This is a genomic window from Myxococcus qinghaiensis (genome assembly GCF_024198215.1).
In the GTDB taxonomy this organism is placed as follows: Bacteria; Myxococcota; Myxococcia; order Myxococcales; family Myxococcaceae; genus Myxococcus; species Myxococcus qinghaiensis.
In genome coordinates, this window is the sequence record NZ_JAKCFA010000022.1 from 1 (window position 1) to 15,489 (window position 15,489).

The 15,489-nt window shown below is 68.3% G+C and carries 12 protein-coding genes and 1 pseudogene; 9 read left to right on the forward strand and 4 right to left on the reverse strand.

The genetic code is table 11. From position 1 onward, the window contains the following. The 4 genes and pseudogenes from LZ199_RS33700 to LZ199_RS33715 form a co-directional block, all read left to right on the forward strand. A partial coding sequence (locus LZ199_RS33700) for an ATP-binding protein (RefSeq protein ID WP_253997866.1) occupies positions 1-621 on the forward strand: 621 nt, incomplete at its 5' end. A gap of 154 nt (positions 622-775) precedes the next feature. Continuing rightward, positions 776-1,036, forward strand: a pseudogene (locus tag LZ199_RS33705) (IS66 family transposase); the annotation flags it as partial. A 70-nt stretch (positions 1,037-1,106) separates the two neighbouring features. After that, a complete protein-coding gene (locus tag LZ199_RS33710; RefSeq protein ID WP_253997867.1) occupies positions 1,107-1,754 on the forward strand; it encodes a hypothetical protein in 648 nt (215 codons plus the stop codon). Between the two features lie 79 nt (positions 1,755-1,833). Then, positions 1,834-4,845 (forward strand): hypothetical protein, encoded by a 3,012-nt coding sequence (locus LZ199_RS33715; protein WP_253997868.1) that lies wholly within the window; start codon positions 1,834-1,836, stop codon positions 4,843-4,845. A 758-nt stretch (positions 4,846-5,603) separates the two neighbouring features. Here the strand turns inward: LZ199_RS33715 and LZ199_RS46280 are convergent. The 4 genes from LZ199_RS46280 to LZ199_RS33730 all read right to left on the reverse strand — a co-directional run bounded on the left by LZ199_RS46280 (position 5,604) and on the right by LZ199_RS33730 (position 8,137). Then, positions 5,604-5,738: a hypothetical protein gene (locus tag LZ199_RS46280; protein WP_256569632.1), complete on the reverse strand. Its 135-nt coding sequence runs from the start codon at positions 5,736-5,738 to the stop codon at positions 5,604-5,606. A gap of 86 nt (positions 5,739-5,824) precedes the next feature. Next, a complete protein-coding gene (tnpC, locus tag LZ199_RS33720) occupies positions 5,825-7,336 on the reverse strand; it encodes an IS66 family transposase (protein ID WP_253997869.1) in 1,512 nt (503 codons plus the stop codon). 16 nt (positions 7,337-7,352) lie between these two features. After that, a complete protein-coding gene (gene tnpB, locus LZ199_RS33725) occupies positions 7,353-7,733 on the reverse strand; it encodes an IS66 family insertion sequence element accessory protein TnpB (protein ID WP_158627167.1) in 381 nt (126 codons plus the stop codon). Then, positions 7,727-8,137 carry a hypothetical protein gene (locus tag LZ199_RS33730; RefSeq protein WP_253997870.1) on the reverse strand — a complete coding sequence of 137 codons (411 nt, stop codon included), beginning with the start codon at positions 8,135-8,137 and terminating at the stop codon, positions 7,727-7,729. The genes tnpB and LZ199_RS33730 overlap by 7 nt, the downstream gene beginning before the upstream one ends. A 295-nt stretch (positions 8,138-8,432) precedes the next feature. Here LZ199_RS33730 and LZ199_RS33735 point away from each other — a divergent pair, with 295 nt between their 5' ends. The 5 genes from LZ199_RS33735 (at position 8,433) to LZ199_RS33755 (ending at position 15,353) form a co-directional block, all read left to right on the forward strand. Further along, complete coding sequence (locus LZ199_RS33735; RefSeq protein WP_253997871.1) at positions 8,433-9,200, forward strand: immunity 52 family protein; 768 nt, start codon at positions 8,433-8,435, stop codon at positions 9,198-9,200. A 320-nt stretch (positions 9,201-9,520) separates the two neighbouring features. Beyond that, positions 9,521-13,231, forward strand: a complete 3,711-nt coding sequence (hrpA, locus tag LZ199_RS33740; RefSeq protein ID WP_253997872.1) for an ATP-dependent RNA helicase HrpA — start codon at positions 9,521-9,523, stop codon at positions 13,229-13,231. Positions 13,232-13,482: 251 nt separating this feature from the next. Further along, on the forward strand, positions 13,483-13,842 hold the full coding sequence (locus LZ199_RS33745) for a DUF1428 domain-containing protein (RefSeq protein ID WP_253997873.1): 360 nt from the start codon (positions 13,483-13,485) through the stop codon (positions 13,840-13,842). 176 nt (positions 13,843-14,018) lie between these two features. Then, a complete protein-coding gene (locus LZ199_RS33750; protein WP_253997874.1) occupies positions 14,019-14,438 on the forward strand; it encodes a cytochrome c oxidase assembly factor Coa1 family protein in 420 nt (139 codons plus the stop codon). 39 nt (positions 14,439-14,477) lie between these two features. Further along, a complete protein-coding gene (locus LZ199_RS33755) occupies positions 14,478-15,353 on the forward strand; it encodes a class I SAM-dependent methyltransferase (RefSeq protein WP_253997875.1) in 876 nt (291 codons plus the stop codon). Positions 15,354-15,489 lie beyond the last annotated feature (136 nt).

Genomic DNA, 15,489 nt, shown 5'->3' on the forward strand with positions numbered 1-15,489 from the left:
GACCGGGCCCGGCGCGGCGTCGAGCGGCGCCTGTCTCGCAGCCGCCTGGGGACAATGCGGACGATGGCGGACTTCGACTGGGGCTGGCCCAAGCGCATCGACAGGACAGCCGTGGAGGGCGCCCTGGACCTGGACTTCATGGAGCGCCCCGCCAACGTCGTCCTCGTCGCCCCGCAGGGACTGGGCAAGACGATGATTGCCCAGAACATCGCCTACAACGCTGTCCAGGCGGGCCACTGCGTCCTCTTCACCACCGCCTCTCAAATGCTGCTGGATTTGGGAGCCCAGGAGTCGGCTCGCGCCCTGGACCGGCGACTGAAGCACTACTGCACCCAGGCCGCGCTGCTCGTCATCGACGAGATTGGCTACCTCTCCTACGACGCCAGGAACGCGGACCTCCTCTTCCAGGTGGTCTCTCGCAGGTATGAGAAGAAGCCGATTGTCTTGACCACCAATCTGCCCTTCTCGGAATGGACAAACATCTTCCCCAACGCGGCTTGCGCCATTGCGCTGATTGACCGCGTCATCCACCACGCGAGCATCATCAGCATCGAGGGCGACAGCTACCGCCGCCGCGTCGCCGAGGAGTCGCGCGCCGAGCGCAAGGCAAAGAAGGGCTGACCCTCTCCTCCCGCTCTCTCGGCCACCGGCCCCGCTCGCCGCTCTGTCTTCCAGGGCGGCAGTGGGGCCGTCCTGCGTCGATGACCCGATTTCCGCACCCAGTGATGACCACCTACGTGACCAGATTCCCGCGCTCCTCGATGACCGCCAACAGCCGGGCCTGGAGCCGACGAACAACTTCGGCGAGAGATGCCTGCGTCACGCCGTCATGTACCGCAAGACGTCCTTCGGCACGCAAGGCCCCGAGGGCAGTCGCTTCGTGGAGCGCATCCTCACGGCCGTCACGACCCTCAAGCTGCAACAGCGAGGCGCGCTGACCTTCCTGACCGAGACGCTGCACGCTCACCGACGCGGCCTTCCGACGCCCTCTCTGCTGCCTTCGCTGGAAGCGCTTCCGCTCGCGAACGCCGCCTGAGCCGGTGAACGGTTACTTGACCTTTAGCGAGCGTTGAGCCTCTTATCGGTGCAAGGAATGCTTCACCGACGTGAAGCCAGTTCGCTCGGGGGAGCGTATGACGACACAGGCAACAGTCTCGGGCTCGATCGTGATCGGCGACCCGAAAGGCTCCAACATCGCCATCCCGGTCTCGGCGACCTTGCCGTCGCCGAACGGCAACGCCTTGGTGTTCAGCTACGATCTTCCACCGAACACCGCCCCGGAGAACACGCTCGATGTGGGCGATTTCATCAAGTGGGTCGGTTCGGCGCTGGGGCTTCCGGGCATCGATCTGCCGGGCAGCCTCGAAAAGCTCAACATCGGTGTCTCCCACCTGTTGATCGACACCGACGGGGCTTTTCAGATCGGCGCGCTGTTCGGTTCGGGTAGCGGTTCGACCTGGAAGGCCAACTGGGCGCCGATCGACGGTCTTCCGCTGTCGTTCAGCAACCTCGAAATCGAAGTCAATTATCAATCCAAGCCCTTGCCCCTAACCACCACGGCAGCGGCCAAGTCCGGCGACACCACCCTGGTCTTCGCGTCCACCTTGGGCCTGGTGGACGGGATGACGGTGACCGGGACCGGGGTCGCGACGGGCGCGACGGTGATCAAGTTCGATGCGACGACCGTGACCTTGAGCGCCGCCCTGACCGCCGCCGTGGCGAGCGGCGCGACCATCACCTTCACGCTGCCCTGAGGCTCTCGGTGCCGTGGTCCCGGCGGGTCTTCAGTTGAAGGCCGTCGGCCCATGTCCATCGCGCTGAAGGCGCTTGATCATGGCGACCATTGCGCGCCTTTCCGCCGTCCTTGATGTCGGGGCGCAGATTTCGCTCTCGGCGGCCCTGGGCGGCGGGGCGACCCGTTTCGGCGGCGCGCTGGCCGCCGGCCAGACGCTCGACCTCACGGCGGTCTTCAACGCCATACTGGGTCTGACCGGTTGGTCGCTGCCGTCCGGCTTTCCGGCCCTGACCCTGGACACCGCGACGGTGAGCGTGACCCTGGCGCAGGGCGCGACGCCGGGGGCGATCAGCGTCACGGCCGGATCGGATCAGGTCTACAGCAACCTGCTGGGCCTGCAGGGGGTGACCATCACCCACTGGGGCCTCTCGCTGAACGCCGGCGGAGCCTCCAAGGACATTGGTTTCACGCTCGGCGCGTCTCTAGGCGGCCACGCCTTATCGGGCTTCGTCGCCTTCGACGGCGGCGACTTCACCGCCATTGGCGTGACCTCCACCGCGAGCTGGGCCGTCGGCGACCTCCTGGGCTGGATCGCGCCGGGCGTCGACTGGGGCGACCTGCTGCCGATCTCGTTTTCCCCCCAGTCGAGCACCGCGCCGATGCGGCTCTATCACGGCGGCAAGGCCGGGACGGATGGCTACCTGCCCGGCTTCAATCTCGACCAGACCCGGATCGACATCCTGGGCTTCGTGGCCGACGTCTCGGCCCAGGTCGACAAGGGCCTGACCGTGACGGGAGCCCTGCCGTCGCCGATCAAGATCGAGATCCTCGAGATCACCGGCAAGACAGACGCCGTCGGCCCTTCGGTGAGCGCCCAGACCGGCGGCGGCTTCACGCTCGAGGCCGGCTTCGTCTTCGCTGGCAGCAGGTTCGTGGATGGCGAGGTCACGGTGCAGAAAGGCACCGCCGGCGCCTACGAGTTCGCCGCGACGATCACCTATGACGGCGGCGGGCTGCCGTTCCCCGTGCCGCCGCTGGCCTTCACCTACACCCAGAGCGACGGCTTCCAGGTGGCGGGGTGGAACCTGCCGAACTTTCCGGGGCCCGAGGCCCTGGTGCAGGAAATCCAGAAGGCGATCCAGCAACATGGCCAGGCGGCCTGTGGCAGCCTGGTGGACCTGGTGTTCCAGGAAACGGTCACCACCAAATTCGATGTCAGCGTGGGGATGGCCCGTCAGAACGGCCAGTTCGGCGTCAGCTTGACCTGCAGCTACACTCTCACGGTCCTCGGACAGTCTCTGACGGTCGATGCGCCGAGCTTTGTCGTGCCCCTGACCCCGGCGCCGACCAGCTTCAGCGACCTGCTCGACTGGCTCATCGACCGCCTCGGCGACGCCGTGGTGAACCTGGCCGAGGCTCTGGCGAACGATCCGGTCAAGACCGTGGAATTCCTGGGCATGGTGGTCGCGCCGAAGGTCCTGAAGAAGCTCGCCACCACCCTAATCTGCAGGGGCTATCCCACCAACGGCGGCGGTGGGGGCGGGGGCGGAGGGGGCGGCTCCGGCGGCTCGGGCCTGCCGCCAGGGCCCGGCTGGCCCGCCGGGGGCGGTGGCGGCGGTGGCGGCGCGACGCCGTCGACCCCGACGATCACAAGCCTGAGCTATGTGGCCGGGGAGTTTGGCGAGCCCGGCGCGCTTTCGGTGGCCTGGACCCCCGCCACCAACGCCAGCGGCTACGTGGCCGGGTTCTGCCTGCTGCCCGACACCGCCAATCCCGTGGTCTCGGTCACGACCCAGGAAACCTCCGTGTCGATCGCCTTGCCATCGCCCCTGTCGCCAGCGCCGGCGCAATATGTGGTTCTGGTGTTCGCCAATGACGGTCCGACCCAGGGCGTGCTGTCGACGCCTTGGCCGATCAGCGCGCTGGACGCGCCCACCGGCCTGACCGCGGTCCGGGACGCGGGACAGGTCGACGTCTCCTGGAACCTAGTTGAAGGCGCCGACAGCTACGAGGCCCGGCTGACCGGGGCGAGTTATACGGGCCCGGTGGTTCTCGTCAGCTCGCCCCGGACAGGCCTGCCGCTGCCGCCGTCGGATCCACGGGCAGCCTATACGGCCAGTGTCGTGGCGCGCATGGCCGACGGTAGCGCCATTGCCAGCGCGCTGTCGACGATCGCGGTACCCGCGCTCCCGCCGCCACCTCCTCCGCCGCCTCCGCCCCCGGTTGGACCGGTCGCCTGGCTCGACTGGTCCGACGGCAGCGCCGACTCCCAGGGCATCGAGAACGTCCTCGCCAAAATCACTGGCGCGCTCAATGCCCAGGCCAGCTGGGCCACGATGTCCAAGCCGGTAGCCTGTGACGCCCGCCATACGCCGGCGCGAGGCTGGTTGTTCTACGATCCGGCGTGGGACGAGACCGCCATTCCCAAGACGATCTCCGGCTGGACCTATGCGGTCTGGCCGTCGACCCAGTCGCCGGACATCATCGCCGCCGTCATGAGTGGCGCGCCTCTACCGGCCGGCGGAACGCTCTCATCCGCGCAGGCGGTGCTGAGCCAACCGCTCATGGCCAACCGTGAAGACGACGGAAACGAAGCGCCGAACCAGGCACTCTTCTATCCGATTGTGAGCGATGGGCCGGAACAGGACCGTCCGCTCTTCTCGCCGACCGCTTGGCGATGCTCGACCTTTTCGTCGGGCGAAGGTGGCAACGACGGCATCCTGAATGTCTTCGAGCAAATCCAGGCGGGATTGGGCAAAAGCCCATCCTCCGCGCCCTTGGCGGTTAAGATCGTCGCCGACGACCGGCGGCACGGCGATGCATGCGGCTTCGTCTACTTCAACGACACGGCCAGCGCTGGCGACCTGACCTACGTCCGAAACCCCAAATCCTGGGCGTGCGCGACCTGGATCACGTCCGACGCTCTCGACGGGACGGCCAATCGGGTGCTGGAGGCTCTGAACGGCGCGCCCTTGCCGGACGGCACGGTGCTCAGCTGGGCTCAGGCCTGCACGGCCAAGGTGGTCTTCACCAATCGCCAGGACGGCTGGGGCGGCGGGGCCACGTTCTGCATCATCTACCCGTTGGGAAGGGAAGAGAAATCTCCCTGAAGAGGGGCGGGGCTATGCCCAGCAGCGGCCCCATCCAAGGTCAGAGAAGAGTCACCTGATCGCCTCGAAAAACACGTCGAAGACCGCAGGTGATCTTCCGGAGCGTGGTCCCCCCTACAACCGCACCGTCATGGCTCGTCCGCCATATGAGACCGTCCTCACCATCGGCAGCGTGAGCGCACTTGCCCTGGCGGCTCCCATCACCACGATCTTCAGCGCTCGCTGTTTGACCGTCCTTACAACTCTCAAAACGCACCCGCGCGAAGCCGTGCGCCAATACTCCGCACTCCAGGTACCGGGTGAAGTCCCGCTCCACATACCGGGGGAGGCCACGCCCCACTTCGCTCGCCTCCACCAGCAACGTGGCGAGATTGTCCCTCACCGCCTCATACAGCTGGAGATGAAGGGCTTGTGCGAAGACCCGGAGTGCGGCTCATGGGCTCCCCGTCAGCGTCCCTCACCTCCCGCTCTGCTCCCGTCCGCTACGCCCAATAGGGCTCTTGTCCTTCCTATGCTCCTACGCCCAATAGGGCTCTTGTCCTTCCTATGCTCCTTACTGCTCGGGCGGCCCCAGTCAGCGGCCCTCCACGACACCTCCGCTCCTGCCCTCACCCTCAACATGGCCTCTATCCTGCCTATACGCTCCGGTTTGGTCCTTTTTTGGTCGGCGGTTTCAGCCGGTCATCGCGTAAGAGCTCGCCGTGCCCCCTACCGGCGGGTAGCGCTGACCATGCCGACGCGCGCTGGACGGCCAACGGTCAGTCGTGGCTCTTCGGCAACGTGACGGTGCTGGGGTTGTCGATGGCGGCGAGGGCGGCGCGCAGCAGGTAGTCCCCCGGGTCTTCGCCGCGCAACTTCGCCGTCTCAATCAGCGAGTAGAAGAGGGCGGCCACCTGGGTGCCTCTCTCGGACGTAAGAGTTCGCCGTGCCCCGTCTGGGCACTGAGCTGACCTCACCGGGGGGGCGGCGGACGCGGTCGTCAGCCTTGGCTCTTCGGGAGGGTGACGGTGCCCGGGTTCTCAATGGCGGCCAGTGCAGCGCGCCGCAAGTAGTGCCCCGGGTCCTCACCGCGCAGGCGTGCCGTCTCGACGAGGGAGTAGAAGAGGGCCGCCACCTCGGTGCCCCGCTGGGACTTGCTGCCGTAGTGGTTCTTCCTGCCCAGCACCATGTCGCGCAACTGGCGTTCGACGTGGTTGTTGTCGAGCGGCACCTGCGGGTGGGTGAGGAAGAGGGTCAGTCCGCTCCACAGCCCCAGCATGTACTCGAGGGCCTTGCGAAACGCGCTGCCGGGCAGCGCTCGCTGCGCCAGGGCCCACTCCCGGATGCGCTCCACCACGGGGGCGGACTTCTGCTGGCGCACGGCGCACCGGTGCGCAAGCGCGGCCTGGCGCGTTTCCCCGCCCAGCGCGTACCAGCCCGGCAGGTCCGCCTCAATGGCATACAACTCGCCGATGAGAGTCAGCCCCTGCTTGCAGGCAGGGGCCACCTTCTGCGCCTCGAAGAATTTGCGGCGCACATGCGCCCAGCAGAAAGCCAGGGTTGCCGGCGCGGGCCCATCCGCGCCCGACTTCGTCGCCGTCTGGTACGCCGCATACCCATCCACCAGGACGACTCCCGCGTAGTCGCCCAGCACCGTGCGAGCCGTTGCCCCGGAGCGGCTGGGGAGGATGCGGTGGTAGACGGTGTCGGGCGAGGCGACCGTCCACGCGTACCACTTCGTGCCGGGCCCCTTCTCCAGCAGGTACCAGTGCGTCTCGTCCGCGTGCACCAGGGGCGAGGAGAAAACATGCGCGGGCAGCGCCTCGTAGCTGGGCTGGAGGTGGCCAGCCAGTGCGTCGAGCTGGTCCCACAGCGTCTGCGCCTCCACCACCAATCCCTCGCGCCCGTAGAGCCTTTCCTGTCGGGCCAGTGGCAGGTGGAAGCCGTACTTCATGAGGGCCACGTGGACGGCGAAGTCCACCGAGTAGCGGCCGCCTGGAATGAGGCGCGGCGGGGCGGGCGCCGTCACCGGAGCACAGCCGTGGCCGCAGCGGTACTTCTGCCGCTTCACGCGGCGCAGCAGGAAGCTTCTCTCGACGACGGTGATTTCCTCGCCGTCCTCCGTCTGGCCTTCCCACGCATGCAGGCCGCTACCGCACAGGCCGCACACCCGGTCCGCCTCGTCCAATGGCAGCACCACCTCCTGTACCTTCAATTCGGGCTGGGCCCGCGGGCCATGGCCGCGCCGCGGCTTGGCTCGCGGGGGCTTCGGAGGCTTGTCGCCGAGCCTCTCGCTGGAGGCGCCGAAGAGACGCTGCTGCAGGAGGGCCAATTGCTCCTTCAGCCCCATCAGCTCCAGCTGCAGCTTTTCCTGGGCGTCCTCGCCCTTGAGCCGGGCGTTCTCCGCGACGAGAGCTTCGAGACGCTGGTGCAGCCGGGCATTCTCCGCCTCCAGCAGGGTGGCCACCTGCTTCGCCGTCTCCAAGTCGCTCAGTTGCTCGACGCGCACCATGACTACCTGCTGGGTGCTACAAAGCAGGCGCTACTGCAAGCGTTTTCTCGTCCACCACCGGTGGCGACAGCCGCCACCGTCCGGCCAGCTCGCAGCCCTCCAGAAACAGAGACAACTCACTCACGGTCAGCTCCACCGCCTGCGCGCCCTCTTCGCACCAGGGCCTGGCGAAGCGTCCCCGGAAGAGTCTCTTGGTGAGAAGCACCAGGCCCGTGCCGTCGAAGTGGAGCACCTTGGCCCGCTTCCGGCACCGGCCGACGAAGAGGAAGACGTCGCCTTTGAGAAGCTGCCTTTCCAGTTGCTGCTCGACGAGGGCCCCCAGGCCATCGAAGCCCTTGCGCATGTCTACTGGGGCCGCGTACGCGAAGACGCGCACCGCCCGCGTCAGCGTCAGCACTCCAGTCTCCCCAGCAACTGCGCCGCGGCCTCCAGACTGAGTCCCTCGACTCGCCAGCCCCCTGGCGACACCAGCACCACCGGCTGCATCCCCGTCCGGACTGCGTCGGTGACCGCCTTGCGTGCGGTGACGCGCACCGGTACCAGCGCCGCACTCTGACGGTTGCCCTTCTCGCGCGGGTGCCCCGCGGGCCTGCCCTTGCGCCACGCGTAGAGCGTCGGCTCGGACACGCCCAGCTTCTGCGACGCCTCGGCCATCCCCCCGCCCGTCTTCACCGTGTGCTCGACGTAGCGCACCGCGAAGGCGCGCAGCGCCTCGGGGAACGGCAACGAGCCACTCCGCCGTCCAGCCTTCAACCGCTGCGCCTCCTGGCGGAACTGCTCCAACTCCTTTTCCAACTCCACGGACCACCTCCTGGCGTGTGGCGGCAGGAGGTCTCACGAGAGGCTGGAGCCCGTCACGACGGGGCACGGCGAACTCTTACGACAGGACGTCTCACGACTCGGTCGCGCTGGTCACGACGGGGGACGGCGAGCTCTTACAAGGCGGCAAACCACGAAGGTACGTGGCCTGGGCATCCTGATTGAATGGCATGTGGCTGAAGCCAAGGCAGCTTCCGCATTCCGAAGGCTCTTGGACGGCGCGGGTATCGAGGGGATAAATGTCCTTCACACTCCGGCGCTCTGAGGGAAGAACAACATGGTCACAACACCCGAGGACGCTCCGAATGCCGAGACCTACTATGCCGGCGCCTACTGGGGGCCTCGTAAGGAGTCCCCCGAAGATTGTGCCTTGCGCACGGCAAACTTTCTCAGCCTCCTGGCTGAGTGCGACCCGCTTCTTGCTCACTGGTACAAGCCCACCAAGTCACGCAAGGACGCGCAAAAGTACCCGCTGATGCCGCCAGACGTGCCGACTCTTGCCGAGCAGTTCCGGCGTGGCGTCAACCGTGAACGAGGTGGCCCGGTCATCGAGCAACTGGGCTTCAGCTTCTGGTTCGGCAACGGGGGAGCTGGTGCGGATGGTGCGGATCTGCGACTCACGTGTGGCTCCTACTCGGAGGCGGTTCCCAACTCGTGCGTAATGACGCTCCCAAAGCATGGAGCGAACGCGGAACGGATAATCGCGGCTCCCGTGCTGCCCCGTGTGGTGAGCTGCATGGCATCGGCTTGGGACGCGGACTGGGCGCTCGCCACTTCGTGGGATCATCGCGAGAAGCTCTCGGATGAGGCCAGGACAGGGACGTTCGTCGGCTGGGTCACATACTTGTCCCTGCGACGTGGGACGGTGCCACCGCTGCCGGCTCCCGTGCGCATTCAGCAGGTCGAAGGCAAAGGTACGTTGGTGGTCCTCACCCCCGAGCGCTTCACGGTGACCAACCCCGAGCACTTGGCGCTGGCGAAGCGAGTGCGTGAGTTGCTTTCAAGGGCAGGTCTCCTGCCGCCGGTGCTGGACGGCCCTGCCTGACAGCGAAAGAGCCGCCATGTGCCCCCAGTGTGCCCCTCCAGCGTGGATTGAGGGGGCACACCAGGGAACAGCGTGGGACGGGGCGGGATGATGAACCCGAAGGAAATCAAGGAGATAGGGGGTAACAGCGCGTCCTGCCTGGGTTTCCTATCGCCTTGGCCCACGGATTCGACTCCCGTCGGGGACACTGCACTCGGGCCGGGAGACGCTGGAAGCTCAGCGGCCTTCCGGCCCCCGTGCTTTCAGGCTGCCGCGGGCGCTCACGTGCCACACGATTCGTCAGGGGCGGAGCGCGCGCTTCAGTGCTACTCCATGCGGCCATGTCCGGCGACTCACCCGTCCCCGCCCCCGGCGGCGTGCCCACCCTGCACTTCCCCCCCGAGCTCCCCATCTCGAGCCGGGTGGAGGACATCACCGCGGCCATCTCCGCCCACCAGGTCGTCATCGTCGCGGGGGCCACCGGCTCGGGGAAGACGACACAGCTGCCGAAAGTCCTGCTCGCCATGGGGCGCGGCCGTCCGCGCCAGATTGGCGTCACCCAGCCCCGGCGTATCGCCGCGACGAGCGTGGCGGCGCGCGTGGCTCGCGAGCTCGGCACGGAGCTGGGCACGGACGTCGGCTACCAGATTCGCTTCGAGGACCGCTCGTCCCGGCAGACAGCCGTGAAGTTCATGACCGACGGCGTCCTGCTCGCGCAGATCCACAGCGACCCGCTCCTGCGCCGCTACGACACCATCGTTCTCGACGAGGCCCACGAGCGCAGCCTCACCATCGACTTCCTGCTGGGGTGGCTCAAGCGCCTCCTCCCCAGGCGCCCCGACCTCAAGGTCGTGGTGAGCTCGGCCACCATCGAGACCGAGCGCTTCTCGCAGTTCTTCGGAGGAGCTCCGGTCATCCAGGTGGAGGGCCGCACCTTTCCGGTGGACGTGCTCTACGAGCCGCCCCCCGAGGACGACGAGCTCACCGACTCCGTCGCCGATGCGGTGGCGAACGTGCTCTCGCTCGACCCGAATGGGGACGTCCTCGTGTTCCTCCCTGGGGAGCGCGAAATTCGTGAGACAGAGAACGCCCTGAACGCGCGCGATCTCCGCGGCACGGTGGTGCAGCCCCTGTATTCGCGCCTGTCGGCCGCCGAGCAGTCGCGCGTCTTCGCCACCATCCCCCAGCGCCGCGTCATCCTCGCCACCAACGTCGCGGAGACATCGGTCACCATCCCAGGCATCGTGTACGTCGTGGACACGGGGGTGGCGCGCCTGTCGCGCTACGACCCCCGCTCGGGCACCACGCGCCTGCACATCGAGCCGGTCTCCCAGGCCAGCGCCGACCAGCGCAAGGGGCGCTGCGGACGCGTGCGCGAGGGCATCTGCGTGCGCCTCTACGACGAGGTGAGCTTCACCACGCGGCCCGCCTTCACCGACCCCGAAATCAAGCGCACTGGACTCGCGGGGGTCATCCTGCGGATGAAGTCCCTTGGCCTCGGTGACGTCGAGGACTTCCCCTTCCTCGACCCGCCCCAGCCGAGGGCCATCGCCGAGGGCTGGCGGGTGCTCGAGGAGCTCGGGGCCATCGAGGGCAAGGAGCGCACCTTGACGCCGCTCGGGCACCAGCTCGCGCGCTTCCCGGTGGACCCGCGCATCGCGCGGATGATTCTCGCCGGCGCCGAGTACGGGTGCCTGGACGAGGTGCTCATCGTCGCCGCGGCGCTCAACCTGCAGGACCCGCGCGAGCGGCCACGGGAGCTCGCGCAGAAGGCGGACGAGCTGCACCGGCGCTTCCGTGACGAGCACTCGGACTTCACGGGGCTCCTCAAGTTGTGGGCATTCGTGCGCGAGGCCGACAGCCGGGGCACATCCCATCTGCGGCGCGTGTGCCGGGACAACTTCCTGTCCTTCCTGCGGGTGCGCGAGTGGCGGGACGTCCAGCGCCAGCTCGAGGAGACCGTCCGCGAGCTGCGCCTGCCTCGCAAGGGCCGGGGCGCCCCGGCGCGCGGGGACCTCCTGCACCAGGCGCTCCTCACCGGGCTCCTGTCCCGCATCGGCCAGTGGAATCCTGAGCAGCGCCAGTATACGGGCGCGAAGCAGACGCGCTTCATGGTCCACCCCTCGTCGGCGCTCGCGAAGAAGCCCCCTGCCTGGGTGATGGCGTTCGAGCTCGTGGAGACGTCCCAGTTGTTCGCGCGCACCGTGGCGAAGCTCGACCCGGAGTGGCTCGCGGCGGCGGCCCCCCACCTGCTCAAGCGCAGCTACTCCGACCCGCACTGGTCTGAGAAGTCCGCGCGCGCCGTCGTGAAGGAGAACGCGACCCTCTTCGGGCTCCAGGTCTTCAAGGAGCGCCCCGTGGCCCTGGCCAGCATGGACCCCGCCCGGGCACGGCTGATGTTCCTCGAACATGCCCTGGTGCGCGGCGAGTACCGCACCCGGGGGGCGTTCCAGGAGAAGAACCGCCAGGTGCTCGAGCGCGTGGCGCGCCTGCGGGACAAGGCCCGGCGCAGCGAGCTGCTCGACAGCGAGGCACTGCTGACGTTCTTCGACCAGCGCCTCCCGGAGGACGTGACGGACGGAGCGGGCTTCGAGGTCTGGCGCCGCAAGGCCGAGGCGGCCGACCCCGACGTGCTCGTGCTCTCGATGGAGGATGCCCTCTCGCACGACCCGGGCCTGTCCCCAGCGCACTACCCGGACACCATCACCCTGCACGGCGCGTCCGTGCCGGTGACGTACACCTTCGACCCCTCGGCCGAGGACGACGGCATCACCCTGAGCGTGCCGCTGCTGCTGCTCGCCCAGCTGGTCCCCGGTGAGCTCGACTGGACCATCCCCGGGTGGCAGCGGGAGAAACTCACCGCCCTGCTCGAGGAGGTCCCCCGCGCCCAGCGCAAGCAACTGGGCCCGGTGCCGGCCCTGGTCGACCGTCTCGAGAAGGAACTGGTGCCCTTCCGCGGACCGATGATTCCAGCGCTCGCGCGTGCGGTGTCCCGGCTGTGCGGCGTGGACATGCCCGAGGAGTCGTTCCGGGCGGATGCCGTGGCGCCGTACCTGCGCATCACGCTCCGGGTGCTCGACGAGCGGGGAACGGAGCTCGCGCGGAGCCGCGACGCCGATGCGCTGCTCGAGCAGTACGGGGGACGTGCACGAGCGGCGCTGCGCAGCGCGGCACCGACTTCGGACTGGGAGCGCAAGGGGCTGACGGCCTGGAGCTTCGGCGAGCTGCCCTCCGTGGTCACCCGGCGGGTCGGCGGGCTCGAGGTCCGCAGCTATCCCGCGCTCGTCGACCGGGGCGCCGCCGTGGACCTGGTGCTGCTCGAGACCTCCGCCGCAGCAGACGCGGCAACTCGCGCGGGGGTCCGCCGGCTCCTGATGCTCGCCGCGCGCGGACACGTGGCCGTCAGCGCCTCGCGCATGCCGCCACCCTTCCCGTCCCTGGACGGCGCGCCTCCCGCGCGGGGCCAGGCCGACGCCTTCCGGGCGAGCGTCCTCGCACGCGGCGTCGACGAGGCGTTCAAGCTCGCACCGGGTGCGCCGCTGCCTCGCACGAAGGTGGCCTTCGAGGCGCTGGTCCGTGACGGCTCACCGCGCATCGAGGGTGCGGCTCGGGACTGGGCGAACGCCGTCGTGGTCACCTCCTCGGAGCTCGCCACGACGCTCGCCGCACTCAAGACCGCATCAAAGGGGCCGAGCGGTTCGGCGGCCGTGCGGGACATCCGCGCGCAGCTCGGGCACCTGTTCCCCGCAAACCTCATCGAGTGGATTCCCTTCGCGCGCCTGATGCACTACCCGCGCTACCTCCGGGCGGCCCAGGCACGGCTGTCGCGTGCGGTGGCGAACCCAGGCAAGGACGCAGGGAAGGCCGAGCCCTTCACCCCGCTGTGGGAGACCTTCCTCGCCAGGTCCGCCACCGTGAGAGACCAGGAGGCGGCGCAGGCGCTGCGGTGGACCTTCGAGGAGCTCCGCGTGGCCATCTTCGCTCCGGAGGTGACGACGCCCGTGTCGGTGACGGTGGCGAAGGTCGGCGCGGCCCTCGCGGCGCTGCGCTAGCAGCGAGTGGCGGTGCGTCCGCGACGAGAGCCTCCTCAAGATGCTCCGCCGCCAGACGTCTCCGTCCTACACAAGCTCAGGTTCCCTCTGAGCGATAAGTCCGACATCTGTCCCCGGCATGGCGCGCGGAGGCGTCTTCGTCGCCAGATTCACGAGTCCGCGGAGCGATTCGTGTCGATCTCGGCACCGCCCAATCGTCGCGCTCTTGAAGGCGCCCTGCCGGCGTCCTCTCATTCCCAGAGGAGCACCCCATGTCCTACATCGATGGTTTCGTCATCGCTGTGCCGACCGCGAACAAGGAGAAGTTCATCGCACATGCCCGCAAGGCCGACCCCGCCTTCATCGGGTACGGGGCCCTCCGCGTGCTGGAGTGCTGGGGAGACGACGTGCCGAGCGGCAAGCTCACCGACTTCCGCAGGGCCGTGCAGGCCAAGGACGATGAGACGGTCGTCTTCTCTTGGATTGAATGGCCCGACAAGGCCACGCGCGACGCTGGCATGGAGAAGATGATGAAGGACCCAAGCATGAGCCCCGAGCAGAACCCGATGCCCTTCGACGGCGCGCGGATGATCTACGGCGGCTTCGCGCCGGTGGTGGTGCTGGACAAGTAACCCGGGCCGGCCTGCGGGGACTCAGGTCAGAATCCGTCCTCGCACGCCCTCGGCGCCCACGCCGAGCAGGAGAAAATACAAGCCACCCTCTCCATGCTCGCTGGCGCGAGGAGGACGGAGCCCGAAGCGCCAGGGCGTGGTTGCCGACTCCGGAAAGGGTGGAGGACACTGGCCTCATGCGCACGTCCCCCACCCGTCCAGCCAGCCTCTCGAAGCGCGCGCTCCAGGGCGTGCTGGGGCTGCTGGTCCTCGCGGTGGCCTTCCAGGCGTATGACAGGGTGAAGCTGAGAATGAGTGGCGCGCCCAGGGCAGCGCTGGAAAGGCTGGCCGCGTGCGCGGAGGCTCGCGACCTGCTGGGCGAGCCCATCGACGCGGCGTGGTGGGGCTGGTCCCACGGCTACCTGAAGGTCCCCCGGGTGAGTCAGGTGTGGTCCGCGACGTCTGGCCGCGTGGATTGGTGGATGCCAATAGCAGGCTCGACCGGACGCGGCGTGCTCCACTTCCAGGGAGAGAAGGTCAACGGCTTCTGGACGCTGGAGGGGGTCCTGGAGAGCAATGGCACCACGGTGCAGACGCGCGGGTGCTCGGCGAAGTAGGGCCGGCCGCTCCACGCTCAACCCCGCCCCATCCATCCCATGACAGCCATCGGCTCCCCGCAGCAGTCTCCCTGGTCCGAGCGCATCGCCATCGTCCGCCGGTACCATGAGATGGAGTCCCGCCTCACCGCGTCCGTCAGCGAGCGGATGCTCGACCTGGCGTGCCTCCAGCCCGGGATGCGGGTGCTCGACCTGGCTTCGGGCATGGGCGAGCCCTCCCTCCGGGCCGCGCTGCGAGTGGGCCCCACTGGCTTCGTGCTGGGCACGGACCTGGTCGACGGCATGCTGGACCCCGCGCGGGAGCAGGCGCGAGCCCAGGGCCTTTCGAACATCGAGTTTCGCGCCGTGGACGCGGAGGCGCTCGACCTGCCAGCGCAGTCGTTCGATGTGGCGACCGTGCGCTGGGGGCTGATGTACATGGCCCGGCCCGAGCGCGCGCTCGCACAGGTATGGCAGGCGCTGCGCCCCTCCGGACTCCTGGTATGCGCCTGTTGGGCGGACCTGGAGCAGGTGGAGTACGTGTCCCTGCCACGCAAGAGCATCGAACCCTTCGCCCAACCTCCCCCCATCGATACTTCGGCCCCTGGCGTGTTCCGCTTCTCCGACCCCGAGCGCTTGCGCACGCTGCTGGCGCACAGCGGGTTCACGTTGGAGCACGTCGAGGCGATGCATGTCCCCGTGATGGAAGCCACGGATGGAGCGGGAGTCGCGCACTGGATTCGAACATTCGGAGGGCCCGTCGCGAAGCTCGTTGCGGAGCTGCCGCCCGAGGCGCAGCGCGCCTGGGAAGAGGGCGTGGCCCGCGAATGCGAGCACCATCGACGGGACGGGATGGTCCAGCTCGGTGGAGTGACCTGGCTCGCCGTCGCCAGGAAGACGGAGCCCGAAGCGCCAGGGCGGCAGAGCGCCACGTGACAAGAGACGCGCGGCGCGCAAAAGCTGCGCGAGCCAAGAGACATACGCAAACATTGCGCGCATTCACAGGCATCTCGAACCGGCAAGCAGCTCCATCCATCTCTTGATGAAACAATCTCCTTCCCCGTAGCGCGAG